The sequence below is a fragment of the Curtobacterium sp. 'Ferrero' genome (assembly GCF_002412165.1).
Taxonomy (GTDB): domain Bacteria; phylum Actinomycetota; class Actinomycetes; order Actinomycetales; family Microbacteriaceae; genus Curtobacterium.
Genome location: NZ_NXIA01000010.1, coordinates 1 through 20236 on the forward strand (window position 1 = coordinate 1; position 20236 = coordinate 20236).

Annotated in this window: 20 protein-coding genes; 6 read left to right on the forward strand and 14 right to left on the reverse strand. The window is 71.7% G+C overall.

What is annotated here, in order from left to right; genetic code table 11:
* Positions 1-1258, forward strand: a 1258-nt coding sequence (locus Csp2054_RS10030; protein WP_141399217.1) for an IPT/TIG domain-containing protein, incomplete at its 5' end; no start/stop codon positions are given.
* A 97-nt stretch (positions 1259-1355) separates the two neighbouring features.
* Here Csp2054_RS10030 and Csp2054_RS17755 read toward each other — a convergent pair.
* Together Csp2054_RS17755 and Csp2054_RS10035 are read right to left on the reverse strand one after the other, a co-directional pair.
* A complete protein-coding gene (locus tag Csp2054_RS17755) occupies positions 1356-1994 on the reverse strand; it encodes a hypothetical protein (RefSeq protein WP_141399218.1) in 639 nt (212 codons plus the stop codon).
* An 83-nt stretch (positions 1995-2077) separates the two neighbouring features.
* Positions 2078-2527 carry a hypothetical protein gene (locus Csp2054_RS10035; protein WP_141399219.1) on the reverse strand — a complete coding sequence of 150 codons (450 nt, stop codon included), beginning with the start codon at positions 2525-2527 and terminating at the stop codon, positions 2078-2080.
* Between Csp2054_RS10035 and Csp2054_RS17760 the strand changes: the two genes are divergently transcribed.
* Positions 2528-2848 carry a hypothetical protein gene (locus Csp2054_RS17760; protein WP_141399220.1) on the forward strand — a complete coding sequence of 107 codons (321 nt, stop codon included), beginning with the start codon at positions 2528-2530 and terminating at the stop codon, positions 2846-2848.
* A complete protein-coding gene (locus tag Csp2054_RS17765; protein WP_141399221.1) occupies positions 2838-3035 on the forward strand; it encodes a hypothetical protein in 198 nt (65 codons plus the stop codon). The genes Csp2054_RS17760 and Csp2054_RS17765 overlap by 11 nt, the downstream gene beginning before the upstream one ends.
* A gap of 103 nt (positions 3036-3138) precedes the next feature.
* Here Csp2054_RS17765 and msrA read toward each other — a convergent pair whose 3' ends face one another.
* From msrA to Csp2054_RS10080, 9 genes are all read right to left on the reverse strand, one after another.
* Positions 3139-3660 (reverse strand): peptide-methionine (S)-S-oxide reductase MsrA, encoded by a 522-nt coding sequence (gene msrA / locus Csp2054_RS10040; RefSeq protein WP_096899180.1) that lies wholly within the window; start codon positions 3658-3660, stop codon positions 3139-3141.
* Positions 3661-3740: 80 nt separating this feature from the next.
* On the reverse strand, positions 3741-4349 hold the full coding sequence (locus Csp2054_RS10045) for a biotin transporter BioY (protein ID WP_096899181.1): 609 nt from the start codon (positions 4347-4349) through the stop codon (positions 3741-3743).
* 58 nt (positions 4350-4407) lie between these two features.
* Positions 4408-5106, reverse strand: coding sequence for a TetR/AcrR family transcriptional regulator (locus Csp2054_RS10050; protein WP_096899182.1), 699 nt, complete (start codon positions 5104-5106; stop codon positions 4408-4410).
* 23 nt (positions 5107-5129) lie between these two features.
* Positions 5130-6884 (reverse strand): allophanate hydrolase, encoded by a 1755-nt coding sequence (gene atzF / locus Csp2054_RS10055; RefSeq protein ID WP_096899183.1) that lies wholly within the window; start codon positions 6882-6884, stop codon positions 5130-5132.
* Positions 6881-10519, reverse strand: coding sequence for an urea carboxylase (gene uca / locus Csp2054_RS10060; RefSeq protein WP_096899291.1), 3639 nt, complete (start codon positions 10517-10519; stop codon positions 6881-6883). The genes atzF and uca overlap by 4 nt, the downstream gene beginning before the upstream one ends.
* A 50-nt stretch (positions 10520-10569) precedes the next feature.
* Complete coding sequence (locus Csp2054_RS10065) at positions 10570-11265, reverse strand: urea amidolyase associated protein UAAP2 (RefSeq protein WP_096899184.1); 696 nt, start codon at positions 11263-11265, stop codon at positions 10570-10572.
* Positions 11265-12104 carry an urea amidolyase associated protein UAAP1 gene (locus Csp2054_RS10070; RefSeq protein WP_096899185.1) on the reverse strand — a complete coding sequence of 280 codons (840 nt, stop codon included), beginning with the start codon at positions 12102-12104 and terminating at the stop codon, positions 11265-11267. The genes Csp2054_RS10065 and Csp2054_RS10070 overlap by 1 nt, the downstream gene beginning before the upstream one ends.
* A gap of 105 nt (positions 12105-12209) precedes the next feature.
* Complete coding sequence (locus Csp2054_RS10075) at positions 12210-13829, reverse strand: amino acid permease (RefSeq protein ID WP_096899186.1); 1620 nt, start codon at positions 13827-13829, stop codon at positions 12210-12212.
* 219 nt (positions 13830-14048) lie between these two features.
* A complete protein-coding gene (locus Csp2054_RS10080; protein ID WP_096899292.1) occupies positions 14049-14870 on the reverse strand; it encodes an aldo/keto reductase in 822 nt (273 codons plus the stop codon).
* Between the two features lie 69 nt (positions 14871-14939).
* Here Csp2054_RS10080 and Csp2054_RS10085 point away from each other — a divergent pair, with 69 nt between their 5' ends.
* The gene (locus Csp2054_RS10085; protein WP_096899187.1) at positions 14940-16052 is read left to right on the forward strand and encodes a 5-methyltetrahydropteroyltriglutamate--homocysteine S-methyltransferase; all 1113 of its coding nucleotides are present in this window, start codon (positions 14940-14942) and stop codon (positions 16050-16052) included.
* A gap of 133 nt (positions 16053-16185) precedes the next feature.
* Positions 16186-16578 (forward strand): Asp23/Gls24 family envelope stress response protein, encoded by a 393-nt coding sequence (locus Csp2054_RS10090; protein ID WP_096899188.1) that lies wholly within the window; start codon positions 16186-16188, stop codon positions 16576-16578.
* A gap of 57 nt (positions 16579-16635) precedes the next feature.
* On the opposite strand, the gene Csp2054_RS10095 is transcribed toward Csp2054_RS10090, so the two are convergent.
* Both Csp2054_RS10095 and Csp2054_RS10100 read right to left on the reverse strand, forming a co-directional pair.
* A complete protein-coding gene (locus Csp2054_RS10095) occupies positions 16636-17082 on the reverse strand; it encodes a MarR family winged helix-turn-helix transcriptional regulator (RefSeq protein ID WP_317951662.1) in 447 nt (148 codons plus the stop codon).
* 176 nt (positions 17083-17258) lie between these two features.
* Positions 17259-17618: a hypothetical protein gene (locus tag Csp2054_RS10100; RefSeq protein WP_096899190.1), complete on the reverse strand. Its 360-nt coding sequence runs from the start codon at positions 17616-17618 to the stop codon at positions 17259-17261.
* Positions 17619-17665: 47 nt separating this feature from the next.
* On the opposite strand from Csp2054_RS10100, the gene Csp2054_RS10105 reads away from it, so the two are divergent.
* Positions 17666-18655, forward strand: a complete 990-nt coding sequence (locus tag Csp2054_RS10105) for a response regulator transcription factor (protein WP_096899191.1) — start codon at positions 17666-17668, stop codon at positions 18653-18655.
* A gap of 11 nt (positions 18656-18666) precedes the next feature.
* Here Csp2054_RS10105 and Csp2054_RS10110 read toward each other — a convergent pair whose 3' ends face one another.
* Positions 18667-20190, reverse strand: a complete 1524-nt coding sequence (locus Csp2054_RS10110) for a glycosyltransferase family 2 protein (RefSeq protein ID WP_096899192.1) — start codon at positions 20188-20190, stop codon at positions 18667-18669.
* Positions 20191-20236 lie beyond the last annotated feature (46 nt).

Consider the following 20236-nt stretch of genomic DNA (forward strand, 5'->3'; position numbering starts at 1 on the left):
GGTGGCGGGCGGCACGTCGGTCACGGTCACCGGGACGGACTTCACGGACGACAGCACGGTGTCGGTCGATGGCTCGGACCCGATCACGCCGGACAGCATCGCGGCTGACGGGACGTCGTTGACGTTCACGACGCCGGCGCACGCTGCCGGGCCGGTGGACGTGACGGTGACGACGCCGTCGGGGACGTCGGATCCGTTGACGTTCACCTACAACGCGGCCCCGGTCGCCGCGCCGACCATCGCGGCGATCGACCCCGACAACGGTCCTGCCGGCGGCGGCACCACGGTGACGCTGACGGGCACCGGGTTCAGCACGGACACCACCGTGTCCGTGGACGGGTCCGCCCCGATCACCCCGACGACGATCTCCGACGACGGCACCACGTTGACGTTCACCACCCCGGTGCACGCGGCCGGCCCGGTGGACGTGACCGTGACCAACGCCGGTGGGACCTCCGACCCCGTGACGTACACGTACGTCGCACCGCCCGCCGGAGCGCCGACGCTGACGGCACTCACCCCGGACAACGGTCCGACGACCGGCGGCACGTCGGTCACGATCACCGGTTCGGACTTCACCGCGGACTCGACGGTGTCGGTCGACGGCTCGGACCCGATCGCGCCGGACTCGGTGTCGGCCGACGGGACGTCACTGACGTTCACGACCCCGGCACACGCCGTCGGTGCCGTGAGCGTGACGGTGACGAGCGCCGCGGGCACCTCGGAGCCTGTGCAGTTCACCTACACCGCGGTCGCGACGACCGAGCCCCCGGTGATCACCACCCCGACGGACGGCAGCACCGTGACGACCGGGACGCCGACGATCGGCGGCACCGGCGAGCCCGGCGCCACGGTGACGGTGCGTGACGGTGACACGGTCGTCTGCACCGTCGCGGTCCAGCTCGACGGGACCTGGACCTGCACGCCCATGGTCCCCCTCGGGCCGGGTTCGCACACCATCACGGCGACCCAGGTCGGCGCGGCCGGTGCGTCCGGTCCTTCCGACACGGTGACGTTCACTGTCGCGCTGACGGACGGCAACGGCAACGGGAACGGGAACGGTGCGGGGAACGGCAACGGGAACGGTGCCGGAGCGGGCAACGGGAACGCGCCCGGCAACGGCAACGGCAGCGGCGTCGGCAACGGCGATGCCCTCGCCTACACCGGCACCGACACCGCCCCGATGCTCGCCGCCACCGCGCTCCTGCTCGTCGCGGGCGCCGTGCTGATGATCGCTCGGCGGCGCCGGCGGAGCTGACCGCCACCGAGGCGGCGGTCACGCCCTCAGGCGTGCGCGCCTCCGCCGTGGCGGTCGCCTCGTTGCGGTGCGCCCGCCAGCACCCCGGAGCGGCCCATCATCCGTCGATGAAGACTTCGCCCGAAAGCTCGGACGCGGACTCATCCTGCAGCGATCGCTTGAGGGGGATGGCATTCTGCCAAGCACCTGCGCTGGTGTCCAACGCTCTGGTGCCCGGTAGCTCCCGAGCCAGCGAACAATGCGTGAGTTCCGGATTCGCCTCCCGCACGTGGACCAGGACAAATCGAGCGCGACCGTTCGACGGCTGGCACTTGGACGTGTTGAAGTGCGTTCCGATTCGTAGTGGCACCGCTACGACCGGAGTCGCAGTCAACGGGCTGGAAGGTGGATGGAGGAAGTAGACGGACACGAGCCCGACATCTCGCGGGAGCGTTTCTGTTGTCAGCTTGTAGACCGCCGCCGTGTCCGTGGGTTCGGAAGCCTCGATCGCGCTCGACACGAAAGTCCCGTCGGCGACGGTGAAGATGCTGCCGATGCGAGGAACTTTCTGAGACGAAGTGATCCGAACGAAAGCCGTGAGCCGACCATCGGGCTGGAGGGCGAACCGCGTGGGGTTTGTATCGACGAACTCCGGATCAGTGGCTGAGTCGTAGCTGGCTTCGACGGTTGCATCGCCGTCCAGGTCGTGTTCCGGAGCCGTGGGTGATCCGCAACCGGACGTGATCGTCAACACCACCGATGCAAGGAAGACGGTCTCGAACGCTCTCGCGGAGCGCCGGTGATCGTGCAACCTCCATGGCCACCGGCGTCCGGCCGGCCTCACACCTTCGGCGAGACCCACTGCTTGGAGGTCGACTTGGTCGCCACCGAGCCTGACTTGGTCGTGAACTTCGAGGTCATCGTGGCCTTGTACCCGAAGCCTGACTGGTACTTGCTGGGTGTCGTCCAGGTCAAGGACTTGATGTTGGAAGATGTCGACGACGCTGTCGTGTCGTAGAAGAGCGCGTTGCTGTAGAGATTCCGAACGACCGCATGCGTCGAGATGCTCTTCATCTGCGCGGACGCAGCGGAGTAGAAGCGGACGGACCTCGTCGTCGGTCCGGTCGGGAAGCCGAGGAAGCTCTCACCGGGCTTGATGTCCGGTGTGATCGAGACCGAGTACGAAGTTGCCGCGTCTGCGGGGGTCGCTGTCCCAGCGAGGGGGGCTGCGGCGAGGGCCATGACAGCGCAACCCGCCGCGATACCGGATCGTTTGTTGATGCTCTGCATGTGAAGCACAGTACTGAAATGCACTGTCTTGGTGGGGTAGTCTCGATCTATGGTGATATCGGAGAGCAATCCCGACACCACCAGCTGATCGAGATCGGGGGAGCCGAAGGAATGCGAGATGACCATGCCGGTGTGCGCTGCACGGAACATGACGAGCGGCCTCGGTCGATGCTGATCAGGTTCTCCACGCACGACCGCCTACCGGACGACATCGCTGCTGCTGCGCTGCAGCGACAGACGAGCAAGCATCGCATCGCCCTGCAGGCGCTGCGTGCAGGGCTCAAGGTGCTGGCGGAGGGGAAGCGTCGCGGTGGGATCTGAATCACCGGAACCCCGAGCGTCGTGGCGCAGCCCGCTGCTCATCGCTGCCGGCGGCTGTTTGCTGATCAGCGGTGTCACCGCGCTCGACGTCCCAGCGGTGCCTCAAGCCGTCCCGGCGTCCTTCGGTGTCCTCGGTATGACACTCGTCTTCGTCTGGATCGCGCGGCAGCCCTGGCGCGACGAGTGACGTCGGACCTGGTCGAGCACTCGATTCGACGGACGGGAGGCGCGGTGCCGGATGGCACCGCGCCTCCCGTCCGTCGTGCGGTCACGCCGTCAGGCGTGCGCGCCTACGCCGTGGCGGTCGCCTCGTCACGGTGCGGGAGCTTCCAGCCCGGGCGCACGAAGTGGCAGGTGTACCCGTTCGGACGCTTCTCGAGGTAGTCCTGGTGCTCCTCCTCGGCCTCCCAGAAGTCCCCGGCCGGCTCGACCTCGGTGACGACCTTGCCCGGCCAGAGGCCCGACGCGTCGACGTCCGCGATGGTGTCGAGCGCGACGCGGTGCTGCTCCTCGTTCGTGAAGAAGATCGCCGAGCGGTAGCTGCGCCCGATGTCGTTGCCCTGACGGTCCTTCGTCGACGGGTCGTGGATCTGGAAGAAGAACTCGAGCAGGTCGCGGTAGGAGATCTGCGACGGGTCGAACACGATCTCGACGGCCTCGGCGTGGTCGCCGTGGTTGCGGTACGTGGCGTTCGGGGTGTCACCGCCCGAGTAGCCGACGCGGGTGCTGATCACGCCCGGACGTCGACGGAGGAGCTGCTGCGCTCCCCAGAAGCACCCGCCGGCGAGGATGGCGGTCTCGGTGGTGGTCATGCTGGCCTCCTGTGGTCGTCGTGCCGCTGGCTGCGGCACCACCCGGTCCAACCGACGACACCGGCCGACTGTTCCCGAGCTCAGTCCATCGTGCCCGGGCGGCCCGTCGGACGCAGGGCTGCCGTCCAGCCGAGCGCGGTGACCCCGGCGCCGATCAGGGCCTTCGCGACGCCGCCGAGGACGAACGGGTACAGGCCGTACGCCAGGGTGTGCTGCAGGTCGAGGCCGAGCGAGACCGCGAGCCATGCCATCCCGGCGGCGAAGGTCACGACCGTGCCGAGCGAGAACGACACCAACGCCGCGGTGAACCGGCGATCGCCGAAGCGTTCGGCGGCCCACCCGACGAGTCCGGCAGCGGCGACGAAACCGACCAGGTAGCCGCCGGACGGGCCGACGAGCACCCCGGCCCCGGCCGCGCCGTCGGCGAAGACGGGCAGGCCGACGAGTCCGAGGCCGATGTACAGGAGCATCGAGAGCACGCCGCGACGGGCACCGAGCGCACTGCCGACGAGCAGGACGGCGAGGGACTGCCCGGTGATCGGGACGGGCCAGAGCGGCACCGACAGCTGGGCGGCGCCGGCGGTGAGCAGTGCGCCCCCGACGACGAGTGCGGTGCTGACGGCGGCGGTCCGGGGGAGCAGGGCGTCGGCGAGCGGACGGGGACGGGCGGTGGGGACGACGGTGGTCAAGGAGTTCCTCCGGAGGGCAGGGTTCGGGGGTTCGGTGCAGGGGAGCGGATCGACGGCGTCAGGCCGGGGCACCCGTGGTGCTGAGGACGGTCTCGGCGTCACGGAGGGCCGTCGCGACGGCGTCCGGACCGAGCCCGCAGACTCGGAGGCAGCTCGCGGTGATCGCCTCGCGGTCGGCTGCGTGCACGTCGCCGCTCCGGCGGAGCTGGATGACCGTCTCGACGAGCTGGATGAGGATGCTCCCCAGCCGGTCGGCGGACACGACGTCGACGACCTCGGCCGTCGCCGCGCGAGCGCCGAGCCGGGCGTACACGTCCTGCAGCGCCTGACGGTCGGCACGGAACCCGGCGTACTGCTCGCCCTGCACCTCGGGGAGCAGGTAGAGCGTGCCGACGTTGTGGGGCGTGCGGGCGAGGGTGTCGACGTCGAAGCGCACGAGCGCGGCGAGGGCGGCCGGCGCCGGGACCCCGCCGTCGGCCCGTTCGTCGAGGTCGACGGCGAACCGGAGGCTGGGACGGACCGAGGTCTCCAGCAGCGCCACGAGGAGGTCGTCCTTGCCGGCGAAGTGGTAGTACAGCGACGCCTGCCGGATGCCGACGCGCTCGGCGATGGACCGCGTCGAGGTGGCTCCGAAGCCGTGCTCGACGAACAGCGCGGCGGCGGCGTCGAGGATCTGGTCCCGTGGGCTCAGGCCGGACGCCGACTCCGGGACCGCCCGCGGTCGGCCGGGCCGGGCGGGGCGGTCGTCGGGAGCCATGCGGCCATCCTCCCAGCCGGGGCTCATGCCCGCGCTCCGACGAGCTGCTGCCGGTACGCGCGCCATCCGCCGAGGCGCGTGATGTCCTCGGCCCCCTCGACGGCGTACGGCTCGACGAGGAATCCGGTGACGTCGGTGCCGTCGGCGAGCGTGACCGTGCCGATGGCCATCGGTGCGGGGAGCGCGGCGACGAACGTCGCGAACCCGGCGGCGGGCAGGCGCCACACCTCGCCGGCGATGCCGGCGGACGCACCGTCCCCGACCCCGTCACCGGCATCGGCCTTGCCCGCCCGGACCAGTCCGGGCTTCGGCGGCACCGTGTCGAGGACGTGCAGCCGGTAGTCGGAGGTGGTCCGGGCCTCCTGGAGGAACGTCCCACCCGCCGCGACCAGCTGTCCGTTGAGCGGTTGGTCGCGCAGGTGCGCGCCGACGACCAGCAGGTCGACGGTCGGGGCGGCGAACGCCGCCGCGAGGGCGGCGAGCCGCCGGTCGCTGAACGCGGGCCCGGTGAGCATGACGCCGAACGGCAACCCGTCGACGAAGCCGGCCGGCACCGCGAGGGACGCCATGTCGAGGAGGTTCGCGAAGTTCGTGTACCGGCCCATCCGGCTGTTCGCGCCGACCGGGTCCGCGGCGACCTCGTCGAGGGTCGGGTGCCAGGTCGTCGTCGGGGTGAGGAGGGCGGTCGTGCCGTCGAGGGCCGCACGCCCGGCGGCGCCGAGGGAGTCGAGTCGCTCCTGGTCGGCGAAGAGCTTCGCCGCCGTCGATGCGGCCCCGCCGAGGACGATCCCGGCGACGGTCGGGTCGAGGTCCGCGCCCATCTCGTCGCGGTGCGCTTCGATGTGGGCGCCGACCGCCGCGTACCGCTCGGCGACGAACGCACCGTCGTACAGGAGCGCAGCGGCGTCGAGGAGCGGGGTGATGTCGACCTCGACGACCTCGTGGCCGAGCGAGCGGAACCGGTCGACGGCCCGCGCGAACGCCTCCGCCCAGCCCGGGGCGAGCCCCGCGAGCTGCGACGCCTGCGGCACCGCGATCCGCGGGACCGGGGGCAGCGCGACGAGCGACCCGTCAGACAGGGCGGCGTCGGGCCGGGCGAGCGGGTCGACGCCGTCCGGCCCCGACATGAGCTCGATGGCGGTCCGGGCGAGGTCGAGCGACCGGGCGAACACCGTCACGCAGTCCTGCGACCGGCAGGCCGGCACGACACCCGTGGTCGGGACGAGGCCCTTCGTGGGCTTCACCCCGACGATGCCGCCCAGCGCTGCCGGCACCCGACCGGACCCCGCGGTGTCGGTGCCGAGCGCGAAGTCGACGACCCCGAGCGCGACCGCGATGGCGGACCCGCTCGACGACCCGCCGGAGATCCGCGTCGGGTCCCAGGCGTTCCGGACCGCACCGAAGGGGGATCGGGTGCCGACCAGGCCGGTGGCGAACTGGTCGAGGTTCGTCTTGCCGACGACGATCGCGCCGGCGGCCCGGAGCCGGGCGACCGCGGTGGCGTCCTGGGTCGGTTCGTACGCGTACGAGCGGGACGCCGCGGTGGTGGGCAGTCCGGCGACGTCGATGTTGTCCTTGACGGCGAAGAGCAGGCCGGCGAGGGGCAGGGTCGGGTCGACGGCCTCCGCCTCCGCGACGACCGCCGCGCGGTCGCGAAGGGTGATCCAGACCTCGGGCCGGTCGACGGCTGCGATGCGGTCGAAGGCGTCGTGCACGCGAGCAGCTGCGCGGGCCCCGAGCTCGTGCCCGTGCGCGGTCGCGGTGCCGGCCCCGCTCACGCCGCCGCCCCGATCGCCGCGAGGACCTGCCCCGGCGCCACCTGGTCACCCGGCTTCACGTAGACCTCGAGCACGTGCCCGTCGGCCGGTGCGTGCACCATCGACTCCATCTTCATCGCCTCCACGGCCAGCAGCTTCTGCCCCTCGTCCACGCGGTCACCCGGCCGGACGTCCACCTGCCACACGGTCGAGGTGAACGGCGCCGTCACCGCGGTCGCCCCGGCCGGCAGCGTCACCTCGTCCGGCAGCACCACGGCGGGTTCGTCCCGTACGTCGAACTCGCCAGACGCCCGCCACCGCTCCTTCTCCTCGTCGAACGCGCGGGCCTGCTGCGCTCGGAAGTCGGCGATCGAGCCGGCGTTCTCCGCGAGGAACCGGTTGTACGACGCGATCGAGAACTCGCCGTCGACGGTCTCGAAGTGCCCACGCCCGGCGTCCGTCTCGGCCCGGAGCTCGAGCAGCTCGTCCGCTCCGACCGGGTACCACTCGATCCGGTCGAAGAACCGCAGCGCCCACGGGTCCTCCTGGAACAGCCCGCCGCGGCGGAACCGGTTCCAGATCTGCACGGTGCGGCCGACGAACTGGTACCCGCCGGGCCCTTCCATGCCGTAGATGCAGAGGTACGCGCCGCCGATCCCGACCGAGTTCTCGGCCGTCCAGGTCCGGGCGGGGTTGTACTTCGTCGTCACGAGCCGGTGCCGCGGGTCGAGCGGCGTGGCGACCGGTGCGCCGAGGTACACGTCGCCGAGCCCGAGCACGAGGTAGCTCGCGTCGAACACCGTGCGGAACACGTCGTCCACGCTGTCGAGGCCGTTGATCCGGCGGATGAACTCGATGTTCCACGGCGTCCACGGGGCGTCGTCCCGCACACCCGCCATGTACCGCTCGATCGCCAGCCGGGTCGCGGGGTCGTCCCACGACAGCGGCAGCTTCACGGTCCGCGAGGGCACCACGAGCTGGTCGGTCGGCGGGATCTCGTCCTCGAGCTCGCGGAGGAGCCCGGCCATCGTGCTCGCCTTCAGCACGCTCGTATCGGTGTGCACCTGCAGGGACCGGATACCGGGCGTGACGTCGACGATCCCCTTCGGCGCCTCCTCCTGCAGTTTCGTCATGAGGGCGTGCACCCGCATCCGCAGCGCGATGTCGAGCGTCATGTCGCCGTACTCGACGAGGACGTTGTCGTCGCCGTCACGTCGGTAGGCGACGCTCGGTCGAGCGTCGGTCGCGTCGAGGCGGGCCAGGACGCCGTCGTCGCCGTCGCCTCCGGTGCGCGGCACCGACCGGGAGGCCCGGTGCGCGTCGAGCGCGGCGGCGTCGGCCTCGCGGACGGGGACGAAGCGCACGGTGTCACCTGGACGGAGCTGGCCCAGCTTCCACAGGTCGCCGCTGGCGACCACCGCGGGGCAGACGAACCCGCCCAGGGACGGCCCGTCCGGGCCGAGGATGATCGGGGTGTCCCCGGTGAAGTCGATCGCGCCGACGGCGTACGGGGTGTCGTGGATGTTCGACGGGTGCAGGCCCGCCTCACCGCCGTCCGTGCGCGCCCAGCCCGGACGTGGGCCTATCAGGCGGACGCCGGTGCGTGCGGAGTTGTGGTGGACGACGTAGTCGGTCGCGTAGAACACGTCGAGGTCGTCGCGGGTGAAGAAGTCCGGGGCCGCGTGGGGTCCCTCGGTGACGGCGACCTCCCACGTGTCGGTCAGCGCGGTGCGACGGTCGGCCGGGGTCGGGCCACCGACGAGCCCGAGCAGGGCACCGGCGGGGAACGCCGGGTGCGGGGCGTCCGCGTCGGGGGAACCGGGCCGCAGGACGTCGCCGGCCAGGAGCGCGCGGCCCGCGTGACCGCCGAACCCGCCGAGCGTGAACGTGGCGGTCGAGCCGAGGTACTGCGGGACGTCGAAGCCGCCGCGCACCGCCAGGTACGCCCGGAGCCCCGGGCCCGCCGCGGTGCCGACCGCGAGGGTCTGCCCGGCCGCGACCTCGACGGGCTCCCACATCGCCACGGACTCGCCGTCGAGCGTCACCGGCACCGGGGCGCCCGTGACCGCGACCACGGCGCTCGCCGAGAACTTCAGGGTCGGCCCGGACGCCGTGACCTCGAGCGCGGGTGCGCCGTCCGGGTTGCCGACCGCTCGGTTCGCCTCGGCGAAGGAGGCGCCGTCGAAGGGGCCGCTCGGTGGGACCCCCACCTGCCAGTAGCCGGTACGGCCGGGGAGGTCCTGGATCATCGTCATCGTCCCCGGCACGACGACGTCGATGCGCGGGTCCGGGTCCTCGGTCTCGTCGAGCGTCGACGTCGAGTGCGTCGCGGTCCGGAGCTCGAGGTCGTCCGTGAGCGTGCGGAGCAGCCCGGCGTTCGTCACGATGCCGTCGATCCGGGTGTTCAGGAGGCCGTCGCGGAGCAGGTCGAGGGCGTCGTCGCGGGTCTCGCCCGTCGCGATGACCTTGGCGAGCATCGGGTCGTAGAACGCGGACACCTCGGAGCCGGTCTCGACCCAGCCGTCCACCCGCAGACCCGGTCGCTCGGGGAACACGGCCTGCGTGACGAGGCCGCTCGACGGCAGGGAGCCCTTCGCCGGGTCCTCGGCGTAGACGCGGGCCTCGACCGCGTGGCCGTCCGGGGTCCACGCGCGGGTGAACACGTCGTCGTCGATGCCGGCGGCACCGTCACGGGCGAGTCGCAGCATGAGCTCGACCAGGTCGACGCCGAAGACCTCCTCGGTGACCGGGTGTTCGACCTGCAGGCGCGTGTTCACCTCGAGGAACGAGGCCTCCTCGCGCACCGGGTCGTAGACGAACTCGACGGTCCCGGCGCTGCGGTACCCGACGCTCTCGGCGAGCCGACGGGCGGACGCGTGCAGTGCCTCCCGGACGTGCGCTGGGAGTGCCGGGGCCGGAGCCTCCTCGATGACCTTCTGGTTCCGGCGCTGGAGGGAGCAGTCGCGGTCGCCGATCACGGCGACGCGACCGGCGCCGTCGCCGAACAGCTGGACCTCGACGTGGCGGGCCGGACGGACGAGCCGCTCGAGGAAGATCCCGGCGGAGCCGAAGGCGGCCGTGGCGGTGCGCTCGACGCTCGCGTAGGCCTCCCGGACCTCGTCGAGCGTGGCGCACGCCTGCATGCCGATGCCGCCGCCGCCGCCGGTGGCCTTGAGCATGACCGGCAGCCCTATGCGCTCGGCCTGCGCGACGGCGTCCTCGACGCTGGCGAGGAGGCCGGTGCCGGCGAGCATCGGCACGCCGGCGGCGGCCGCGAGCTCGCGGGCGGTGTGCTTCGCGCCGAACTGGACGATCTGCTCGGCGGTCGGACCGACGAACCGGATGCCGGCGGCCTCGCACGCGGCGGCGAACTCGGTGTTCTCGGAGAGGAAGCCGTACCCGGGGTGCACGAGACCCGCGCCGGTGTCGAGCGCGGCCTGGACGACGGCGTCGATCCGCAGGTAGGACTCGCGTGCCGGCGCAGGGCCGAGCCGGACGGCGGTGTCGGCCTCGCGGACGTGCGGGGCCGCGCGGTCGGCGTCCGAGTACACGGCGACGGTGCGCATGCCGAGCGCCTTCGCGGAGCGGATCACGCGGCGGGCGATCTCGCCGCGGTTGGCGACGAGCACGGTGTCGGTGGAGAGCGGGGGAGTCACGGTGTCGTTCCCGTCGGGGTCGAGTGCGGCGGTGGGGTCCGTCGACGTGGTCACGGCTGGACCACGATCATGCGCAGCGGGGTGCAGGAGAAGTCGTTGCAGGGGTTGTTCATCTGCGGGCAGTTGGACACGATCACGAGGACGTCCCGCTCGGCCCGCACCGCGACGCGTTTGCCGGGGGCGCTCATGCCGTCGACGATGCCGAGCGCGCCGTCCTCCTCGACCGGGACGTTCATGAACCAGTTGAGGTTCGAGACGAGGTCGCGCGCGCCGAGTCCGTGGCGTGCGGCCTCCGCGAGGAAGTTCTCCCGGCAGCCGTGCTGGTACTGGGTGTGGTGGCCGTAGCGGAGCGTGTTCGACTCCTTCGAGCACGCGCCGCCGATGGTGTCCTGCCGGTCGATCTCGTTCGCGACGACGGTCATCAGCGGACGCCCCTCGTTCGACATCAGGACCGTGCCGGTGCGGACGTACGCGTTGCCCTGGGCCGCGAGCGTGTCCGGCACGCTGTAGCGCTCGTGGGGGTCGTGCGCGTCGTAGACCAGGCAGTCGGCGCTCTGGTTGCCCCCGACGTCGACGATCGTCAGGACCTCGCCGGCCCGGACCACGGCCGACCACGGTGCGAGCGGGGCGACGCGGTCGTCACGGACCACGGTGCCGGGGACCAGGGAGTCGCCCCAGTCGAGGGGGACGTCGGGGTCGTGGACGGCGCCGACCGGGACGGTGGACGTGGTGGTGGCGGTGGTCATCAGCAGCCTCGTGCTTCCGCGTAGTCGATCGAGTTGAGGTGCGCACGGTGCAGCTCGGGCGTCGCCGTGGCCCGCGGGTCCGTCGCCGCCGTCGCCGCCCCGCGCCACGCGTGCACGCGGAGCGGACCGACGGTGTACTCGGCGCGCGGGTCGAGCGGGTGCGGCACGTTCGCGACGAGGACGAGGAGCGGCAGCTCGGCGATGAGGGTGACGTGTCGGTCCGGGCCGGCGGAGCCCGTCGGGGTCAGGGTCCCGTCCGCCTCGACGTGCACGCCCTGGAAGAACGAGACGCTCGGCGGCAGGTCGCGCCTCGACAGCCCGTGCTTGGCCGCCGCCTTCGCGAGCAGGGACCGCCCGCTCGGCGACGGACCCTCTGGTGCGGCATCGCCGTACTTCCGCTCGTTCCAAGCGTCGGTGCTCGTGCCGCAGAAGGCGTCGTGGTGGCCGGAGGTGTCCTCGACGATGCTCGCCAGGATCCGCCCGTCCCCGCTGAGGAGCGGCGAGCCCTGCCCGAGGTACGCCTGCCACGGGATCTTCTGGGTGTCGGCGACGTTCAGGCGCTCCCACGGCTCGAGCGCGTTGTGCACGAGGAGGTTGGCGCAGGCGTCGCCGGTCGGGTCGTCGAACCGGAAGCGGGTCCCACGGGCGAGCACCTTGTGCGTGTACCCGCCCGGCGCGACCGTCTCGGCCCAGACCAGCTCGGCCGGGTCGACGCCGTCCGGGGTGAACGGCGAGGTCGAGGCGGGCAGGTACGGCATCCAGTCGGACGTCGTCCCGGCCTGCGCTCGGGCGTCGGAGCGTGAGGCGGTCACGCTGTCGGTCTGGTGGAGGTCGCGCACGGGTGGGGCCTTTCGGTGGAGCGGGCGGAGCGGGCGGAACTGGTGCCGGGTCGGTGCGGGCGAGGCGGGCGGCGGACCGGTCCCGGGGTCGACCGGCCCGCTCGATCAGGCCTCGACGGGGGCGATCGGCGTCGGCGCGGTGTGCGGCACCTCGGCGAGCGTGAGCGGACCGTGGGTGCGGTTCCGCCACGAGGACCAGGCCCAGCCGACGAGCAGGACGGCACCGATGAACAGGAGCGCGCTGTACTGCAGCCACCACGAGTGCCCGGTGAGGTCGTAGATCTCCGGCCGCGGCCAGATGAGGTTGACGGCCATGCCGACCTGGAACGCGACGGCGAGGGCGTTCAGCGGGATGCCCCACCGGCCGAGCGTGAACAGCGGCTTCCCGTCCTCGTCCACACCGGTCGGCAGCCCGGTCCGCCGCGTGCGGATCCGCTCGACGAGGAGCGGGCCCGTCACACCGAGGTAGGCGAGGTACAGCATCGCGATGCAGAGGCTCGACAGGGCGGTGAAGATCGCGGACTGGCCGATGTTCACCGCGAGGGCCAGCCCGGCGCCGACGCCGACGACGATCGAGGCGGCGATGGGCGTGCCGGTCCGGGGCGAGACCCTCGACAGGACGCGGTGGAACGGCAGCGCGCGCTCCCGGGCCATCGAGTAGACCATCCGGGCGCCCGCGGTCTGGACGGCCAGCGTGCACGCGAACACGGCGACCGCGACGCAGCAGAGCAGGAGTCGCCCGAAGACGTCGCCGAGGGTCGAGGTGATCACCCAGGCGAGGCCCTGTGTGGCGAGCTTGCCGTCGGTCAGGCTCGGCGCGGCGACGAGTGCGCCGACGATGAGCAGTCCGCCGCCGAGGCCCGAGACGGTCAGGGCGCGGACGATCGTCTTCGGGGTGGTGCGGCGCGGGTTGTGGGTCTCCTCGGCGAGTTCACCGGCGGAGTCGAACCCGACCATGACGTACGCGGCCATCAGGGACGATGCGAGGAACGCCCACACGTACGGCTCGGTGCTCGTCGAGCCGGCGGTCGAGAACACCACCGTGGCCGACCGGTGCGGGAGCACGAACAGTGCGGCGATGAGGACGACCACCCCGACGATCTCCACCAGCACACCGAAGCTCGTCACGCGGGCCATGAACCGGACGCTCACGATGTTGACGACCGTCGTCAGCACGAGCATCACGAGTCCGAGCACCACGGCGTTCGCGGCACCGGTGGGCGAGGCGACCGAGGGGTCCGCCGTCGGGCCGCCCACGACCTGGAAACCCGTCCAGATCGACGGCAGGACCGCCTGCACGGCGATCGCGGCGACGGCCACGGTCAGGATCTGGCCGATGATCATCGTCCAGCCGGTGAACCAGCCGAACCGGGCGCCGGCGAGCCGACTCGACCACTGGAAGATCGCGCCGGAGATCGGCCAGCGGGCGGCGAGCTGCGCGAAGTTGAGCGCGACGAGGAGCTGGCCGCCGAAGACGAGCGGCCAGGCCCAGAAGAACGCGGCACCACCGAGGCCGAAGCCGAGGCCGAAGAGCTGGAACACCGTGGTGAGGATCGACACGAAGGAGAACCCGGCGGCGAACGACGAGAACGACCCGACGCCCCGGTGGAGCTCCTGCTCGTAGCCGAGGGCGGCGAGGTCGGAAGCGGCGGTCGACGGGCCGGCGGCGGGGCCGGCGGACGTGGTGGCGCGTGGTGCGTGGAGCGGAGCTTCGGGAGAGCGCATGGCTGCAGGACCTTTCGCGGCGGTACCTGTCGGGTGACAGGTACTACGAGTGTCGTGCGGCGCTGTGTCGTGGCCGTTGCCCGTCTGTTTCGTCCTCGTGTCGGCGACCGTCTGCATGTAAACAGTGCGCGACGACGGACGGGAGGCCCGTGGCGATCCCGCCACGGGCCTCCCGTCCGCTGTGCGGTCGCGTCAGCGACCCTCGTCAGCGACCCCGGCTCACGCCGTCGTGTCCTCCAGTGCGTCGAGCGCCGCCACGTCCTCCGCCGACAGCACGAAGTCCACGTCGGCGTTCTCTGCGATCCGCGACGGCGTCGTCGACTTCGGCAGCGGCAGCACGTCCTTCTCGAGGAGGTACCGGATCGCGACCTGCGCCACGGACTTGTCGTACTTCGCCGCGATGTCCGCGATGGTGCCGTTCTCGAGCAGCCCGCCGGTCGCGAGCGGCGAGTACCCCTCGGTGAGGATGTCGTGCTCCCGGTCGAAGGCGGTCGTCTCGTCCTGCGTGTTCCCGACGAACCAGCGGATCTGGTTCGCGTGGGGGACGACGTCGGTCCGTCCGAGCAGGTCCTCGAGGTCGGCGACCATGAAGTTCGAGACACCGATGCTCTTCGTGCGGCCGGCGTCGTAGAGCTCCTCGAACACCTTCCACACCTCGACGTTGCCGTCGCGGTGGTCGGACCCCATGTCGCTCCACGGCCACGGCGCGTGGATCAGGTACAGGTCGACGTGGCCGAGGTCGAGGTTGCGTGACGACTCCTCGAAGGCGTCGCGCGCGCCGGACGCGGTCTTCACCTCGGCGGGGAGCTTCGTCGTGATGAAGAGCTCGTCGCGCGGGACGCCGCTGTCGCGGACGGCTTCGCCGACGCTGGCCTCGTTGCCGTAGGCGAGCGCGGTGTCGATGTGGCGGTAACCCGCCTCGATGGCGGTCTTCGTGGCGTCGTAGGCATCGCTGCCGGACGGGATCTGCCACGTCCCGAAGCCGATCTTCGGGATGTGCAGACCGTTGGACATGGTGAACGTGTCGGTCAGTGCGGGCATGCGGCGCACACTACGCCGTGCGACGTAGTGGGCTCCCGGCTCCTCGTTCCGCCTCGGTACGATCGGCCCATGTCCCAGCGACCGCCGTTCCGAGCCGACGTCGTCGGCAGCTACCTCCGCCCCTCTGCCGTGCAGGAGGCCCGCGCCGCGCACGCTGCCGGGACGATCGACGACGACGCCCTCCGCGCCGTCGAGGACGAGGCCGTCCGGGCGCTCGCCGACGCGCAGCAGGCTGCCGGGCTGCAGGTCGTCACGGACGGCGAGGCCCGCCGCAGCTGGTGGCACCTCGACTTCTGGGGCGGTCTGGACGGCGTCGAGGTCGTCGAGCTCGACCACGGCATCGCGTTCCAGGGGGTGACCACGACGCCGAAAGGGCTCCGGGTGACCGGCCCGGTCTCGTTCCCGACGGACCACCCGTTCCTCGCGCACGCACGGTTCGTCGTGCAGGAGGCCGCTCGTCGCGGAGTCGCCGCGAAGTTCACCATCCCGTCACCGACGGTGTTCGACTTCCGGCTCGACGCCGACCAGGTCCGCACCGAGCACTACGCCGACCGCGCCGCGATCACCGAGGACCTCGTCGCGGCGTACCGCGCCGCGATCGCCGCGTTCCACGCCGTCGGGGTGCGCTACCTGCAGCTCGACGACACCGCGTGGGCGTACCTGTGCTCTGACGTCGAGCTCGAGAAGGCCCGGGAGCGGGGCATCGACACCGACGGCATCGCCGCACGGTTCTCGTCCGTGATCCGGCGCGTGCTCGACGGGCGGCCGTCGGACCTGGTCGTCACGACGCACGTCTGCCGGGGCAACTTCCGCTCGACCTGGATCTCGTCCGGCGGGTACGAGCCCGTCGCAGAGGAACTGCTCGGCAACACCGGCTACGACGGGTTCTTCCTCGAGTACGACAGCGACCGTGCCGGTGGCTTCGAGCCGCTGCAGTACCTGCCGCACGGGGATCAGATCGTCGTGCTCGGGCTCGTCACGTCGAAGACCGGCGAGCTCGAGGACCCGGCGGTGGTCGAGCAGCGCATCCGCGATGCCGCGCGGTTCGCGCCGCTGGAGCAGCTCGCGCTCAGCCCGCAGTGCGGGTTCGCGTCGACCGAGGAGGGCAATGTCCTGACCGAGGACGAACAGTGGGCGAAGGTCCGCAGCGTCGTCGCGATCGCCGACCGGGTGTGGGGCTGAGGGCGATCGCTCCCTGGGTCTTCCCTGAGTCCGCAGCGGTCTGCGTGACGTTCGGTCTGGGTGGTGCGTCCCATCAGCAGACAGCACCCGCCGGGATCGGCCCGGCGGGCACCCGGACGGAGGAGACCGAACCATGGCTGACACCCAGACCACCGGCACCACCTCGATCGACGACTCGGTCGTCGAGAAGGTCGCCGGCCTCGCCGCCCGCGAGGTCGACGGCGTGCACTCGCTCGGCTCCGGCGCGGCCCGTGCTATCGGCGCGATCCGTGACGCGATCGGCCAGCGCGACTTCGGGCAGGGCGTCAAGGTCGAGGTCGGCGAGAAGCAGGTCGCCGCGGACATCGTGATCGTCGCGGAGTACCCGGTCGCCCTCCAGCAGGTCGCCGACGGCGTGCGCGGCAATGTGTCCCGCGCCCTCGAGCAGATCGTCGGCATGGAGGTTGCCGAGGTCAACGTCACGGTCCAGGACGTCCACATCCCCGGTGACGACGACGAGGAGCAGGAGCCCTCGCGCGTCCAGTGACCCCGTTCCGGACGGGAGGCGCGGTGCCAGCGGGTGCTGCGCCTCCAGTCCGCCGGGTCAGCGGTCCACGTCACCTGCCTGTTCGTAGAGGCGGGTCGCCAGGTCGGTGAGGACAGCCGCCAGGTCGCCGCCGTGGGCGGCGTCGACCGCAGCGAGGACCGCCGCGAAGCGGCGGCGGTGGTCGCGGACGACCTCGTCCCCCGCGGGCAAGAGGCGGAGCAGCGCTCCGCGACGGTCGTCGGGGTTCGCGACGCGTTCGACGAGTCCCGCTGCGGTCATCCGGTCGATCATGTTCGTCACGGCACCGGAGGTCAGGCCGAGGTACCCCGCCACCTCCGTCGGTGTCGACCAGCCCGTGTCGTCGATGAGCACGAGGGCACGGAGCGCGTTCTCGTGCACGCCGGCGCGGGCGCTCAGCTGCCGGACGAGGACGGCGTTGGCACGCGCGACGGCGTCGAACGCGGTGAGCCGCTCTGCGTCGGTGTCCGGACCAGGACTGACCACGGGTTCTCCCATCGGCGGCGTGGGCGAGAGGCCTGCAGGGTCACCCCTCGCTTTGGGGTAAGCATACGAGTGGTCAAACAGGTCAATGATCAAGTATCTTGACCGTTGAAGCAGGAGGGCCCGAGGCTCCTGCTCCACCCGTCATCCCGAGACTGGCGACGCTCGACCGATCCCCCCTACCGGTCGAGCGTCGCCCCCCTCCCCGGTCGGAACGCCGATGGCGCCGTGTCCGCCGAGCCGTCCCACCGTCGCGCACCGGCGGCGACGGCGACCCGGACCGTGCCTTCGTCGTGGCGCGATGCGTCGACGACGACGAGCGAACCGACGGCGCGGCACGTCCGCACGATCGATGCCACCGCATCCGAACCGGTGCCGAGACAGGCGAGCAGCACCGTCGCGGCCGGGAACTCCGGCGATGACAGGGCGGCCGCCCAGCCGGACACGGTCGTCACCCGGTGCGCGTACCCCATACTGGTGATCCAGTCGTGGTCGTCCCCGGTCGGGGTGGCATCGACGACGATGACGCTGCTGTTCACGGTGCTCCTCCGGGTCCGCGGGCAGGTCGCAGGAGGGGCGGGACACCGTGCAGGACACCACCGACCGTCGGGTCGCGGTCATCATCGAGGACGACCTCGACATCCGGTACCTGATCGAACAGGTGCTCATCCAGGCCGGCTTCGAGACGGTGACGACGGGCAACGGCGAGGACGGGGTCCGTGCCGTCGCTGCGCACGATCCGGTCGTCACCACGCTCGACGTGTCGCTGCCGGGCATCGACGGGTTCGAGGTCGCACGGCGGATCCGCCGGTCGAGCGGGACCTACATCGTCATGATCTCCGCGATGGGGGACGAGATCGACGTCCTGCAGGGACTCGAGGCGGGTGCCGACGACTACCTCGTCAAGCCGTTCCGGCCGCGCGAGCTCCGGGCCAGGCTCGGCGCGATGCTCCGACGTCCGCGCGAGGTCGCCCCCGCGGACGTCCCGTCCCGAGCAGAGGAAGCGGGAGCATCGACGCCGCTCGCCGTCCCCGGGGACGCGGCACCGGCCGTCCCGGACGCGGCACCCGCCGTCCCGTCGGTCACCGACGCCCCCGCCGTGTCCGCGCCAGTGGCCTCGCCCGTGTCGGGTCCGCTCGTGTCGGGTTCGCCCGTGTCGGGGCCGGCCGTGCCGGGTCCGCCCGCGTCGGCTGGGTCCGGCGGGCCGGCGGCCACGGTCGGCGGCGACGGGACCCGGGTCGAGCACAACGGTCTGGCACTCGACCTGGACGCCCGGCTCGCCGAGGTCGACGACGCGTCGGTCGAGCTGACCAAGACGGAGTTCGACCTCATCGCGACGCTGCTCGAGTCGAAGCGCCGCGTCCGCTCCAAGGCCGACCTCGCGCTCGCACTCCGGGCTGACAGCTACGTCACGACGCACTTCGTGGGCGATGCGGACCGGCGCAACGTCGAGGTGCACATGGCGAACCTCCGTCGGAAGCTCGGAGACGACCCGAACGCCCCGCGCTTCGTCGTGACGGTGCGGGGCGTCGGGTACCGACTGACCGGCCCGGGGGATGCCGGCTTCCTCGGCTGAGGGACCGGGCATCAGACCCGGTAGCCGAACTGGCGTCGCAGCACCTTGGCGAGCATCCCCACCGTCTGCAGCACCGTGATGACGGCGAGGACCGGCCAGCCGAAGCGCAGGATCGTCGACTGCGCGGCGACGTCCAGCTGGAACCAGCCGGCGACGGCCGCAGCCATCAGCAGCACGACGAGCGCGACCGGCGCGAGGTAGCCGTTGCCGCTGCCGCGCTCGGCCTTCGCCTGCTCGGCCCAGTTGTCGGTCTGCTTCTTGCTGGCGAACCGGGTCCACGCCCGCAGGAAGTGCCCGAGCCGGATCCACATGTAGACCTCGGCCGGCGCGACGAGGGCCGCGAACAGCACGTCGCTCCAGGTCCGGTGCTTCATCGACGCCACCACGCGGAGGTTGAGCAGCGTTGCCGCGACCGGGGGGATGAGCCAGAACGGGCTGAAGACGAACGCCCCGATCGAGAGTGACGCGACCAGGAGCAGCACGAACAGCACCCGGGTGGTCAGGTTCACCACCATCGAGGCGTGCTCGACCCACCGCAGCCGGAGGTTCGGGTGGAAGGGCTGCCCCTTCGTGTCGCCGCGCTGGCCGGGCCACATGAGCTCGATGGCCCCGAAGTTCCACTTCACCTGCTGCGCGTCGAGCCCGCGGAGCGTGTGCATGCCGCCGACGTCCGCACGGGCGCGGGCGCTGATCTTCGTCAGGTAGCCGGCGCTCTTCACCTGCAGCGAGAGCAGGGAGTCCTCGACCTCGCTGTCCTTCACCCACGGCGAGCCCTGGTGGTTCACCTCCATGACCTCGTGCAGCGCGCGCATCGAGAAGATCGAGAACTGGCCGCCGAGGACCGCCATGTTCCGGCCCTTCAGCATGTTCTGCATGTTGAAGGCGGCGAACTGGGCTCGCTGACCGGCGATCAGGAAGCGCTGCACCGGACGCCGGAACGGGCGGTCGTCGATCGAGTAGATCGCGGAGATCCCGCCGATGCGCTCGTCCGAGACGATCTCCTCGACGAGTCGCTCGACCGCGTCCGGGTGTGCCGTGGTGTCGCCGTCGACGCCGAGCATGTAGTCGCAGCCCTCGATGAGGCTGAAGCCGTAGTTCAGGGCGCCGACCTTCTTGTCCGGGTTCTCCCCGATGTCGTGCACGTAGACCTCGGTGCGCTGCTCGTCGTCGCCCTCGCCCACGGTGTGCGGGCCGGCGTACTGCGCGGCGATCTCGAACGTGTCGTCGGTCGTGTTGTTGATGACCACGTGCACCACGTCGGGCAGTCGGGTCTGCGACAGGAGGGAGTCGAGCACGGCGGCGATGCTCTCGGCCTCGTTGTAGGCGGGGATGACGCACCCGACGACGGGGCGGGGCTCGGGCAGGGCCGCGAGGTCCTCGAGCACCGACTCGGCGAGCCCGGCGGACGACCGGCTCGTGTAGTGCTCGGCGACCGCCTCGGTGATGCGTGCACGCGCCACCCGGGCGGCGGCGGCGCTGCGGCTGTCGGTTCGGGGGGTGTGCAGGGGGCTGGTGGTGTCCCGCTCGATGGTCATGGTGTGCTCCTGGTCCGTGACGGTGGTGTCGGTCCGTCGTGACCGA

What these genes read in the sequence shown, in the direction of transcription:
- Csp2054_RS10035 (WP_141399219.1), bottom strand. Translation starts at nt 2,527, where the DNA reads ATGCAGAGCATCAACAAACGATCCGGTATCGCGGCGGGTTGCGCTGTC.
- msrA (WP_096899180.1), bottom strand. Translation starts at nt 3,660, where the DNA reads ATGACCACCACCGAGACCGCCATCCTCGCCGGCGGGTGCTTCTGGGGA.
- Csp2054_RS10050 (WP_096899182.1), bottom strand. Translation starts at nt 5,106, where the DNA reads ATGGCTCCCGACGACCGCCCCGCCCGGCCCGGCCGACCGCGGGCGGTC.
- Csp2054_RS10065 (WP_096899184.1), bottom strand. Translation starts at nt 11,265, where the DNA reads ATGACCACCGCCACCACCACGTCCACCGTCCCGGTCGGCGCCGTCCAC.
- Csp2054_RS10075 (WP_096899186.1), bottom strand. Translation starts at nt 13,829, where the DNA reads ATGCGCTCTCCCGAAGCTCCGCTCCACGCACCACGCGCCACCACGTCC.
- Csp2054_RS10080 (WP_096899292.1), bottom strand. Translation starts at nt 14,870, where the DNA reads ATGCCCGCACTGACCGACACGTTCACCATGTCCAACGGTCTGCACATC.
- Csp2054_RS10085 (WP_096899187.1), top strand. Translation starts at nt 14,940, where the DNA reads ATGTCCCAGCGACCGCCGTTCCGAGCCGACGTCGTCGGCAGCTACCTC.
- Csp2054_RS10090 (WP_096899188.1), top strand. Translation starts at nt 16,186, where the DNA reads ATGGCTGACACCCAGACCACCGGCACCACCTCGATCGACGACTCGGTC.
- Csp2054_RS10110 (WP_096899192.1), bottom strand. Translation starts at nt 20,190, where the DNA reads ATGACCATCGAGCGGGACACCACCAGCCCCCTGCACACCCCCCGAACC.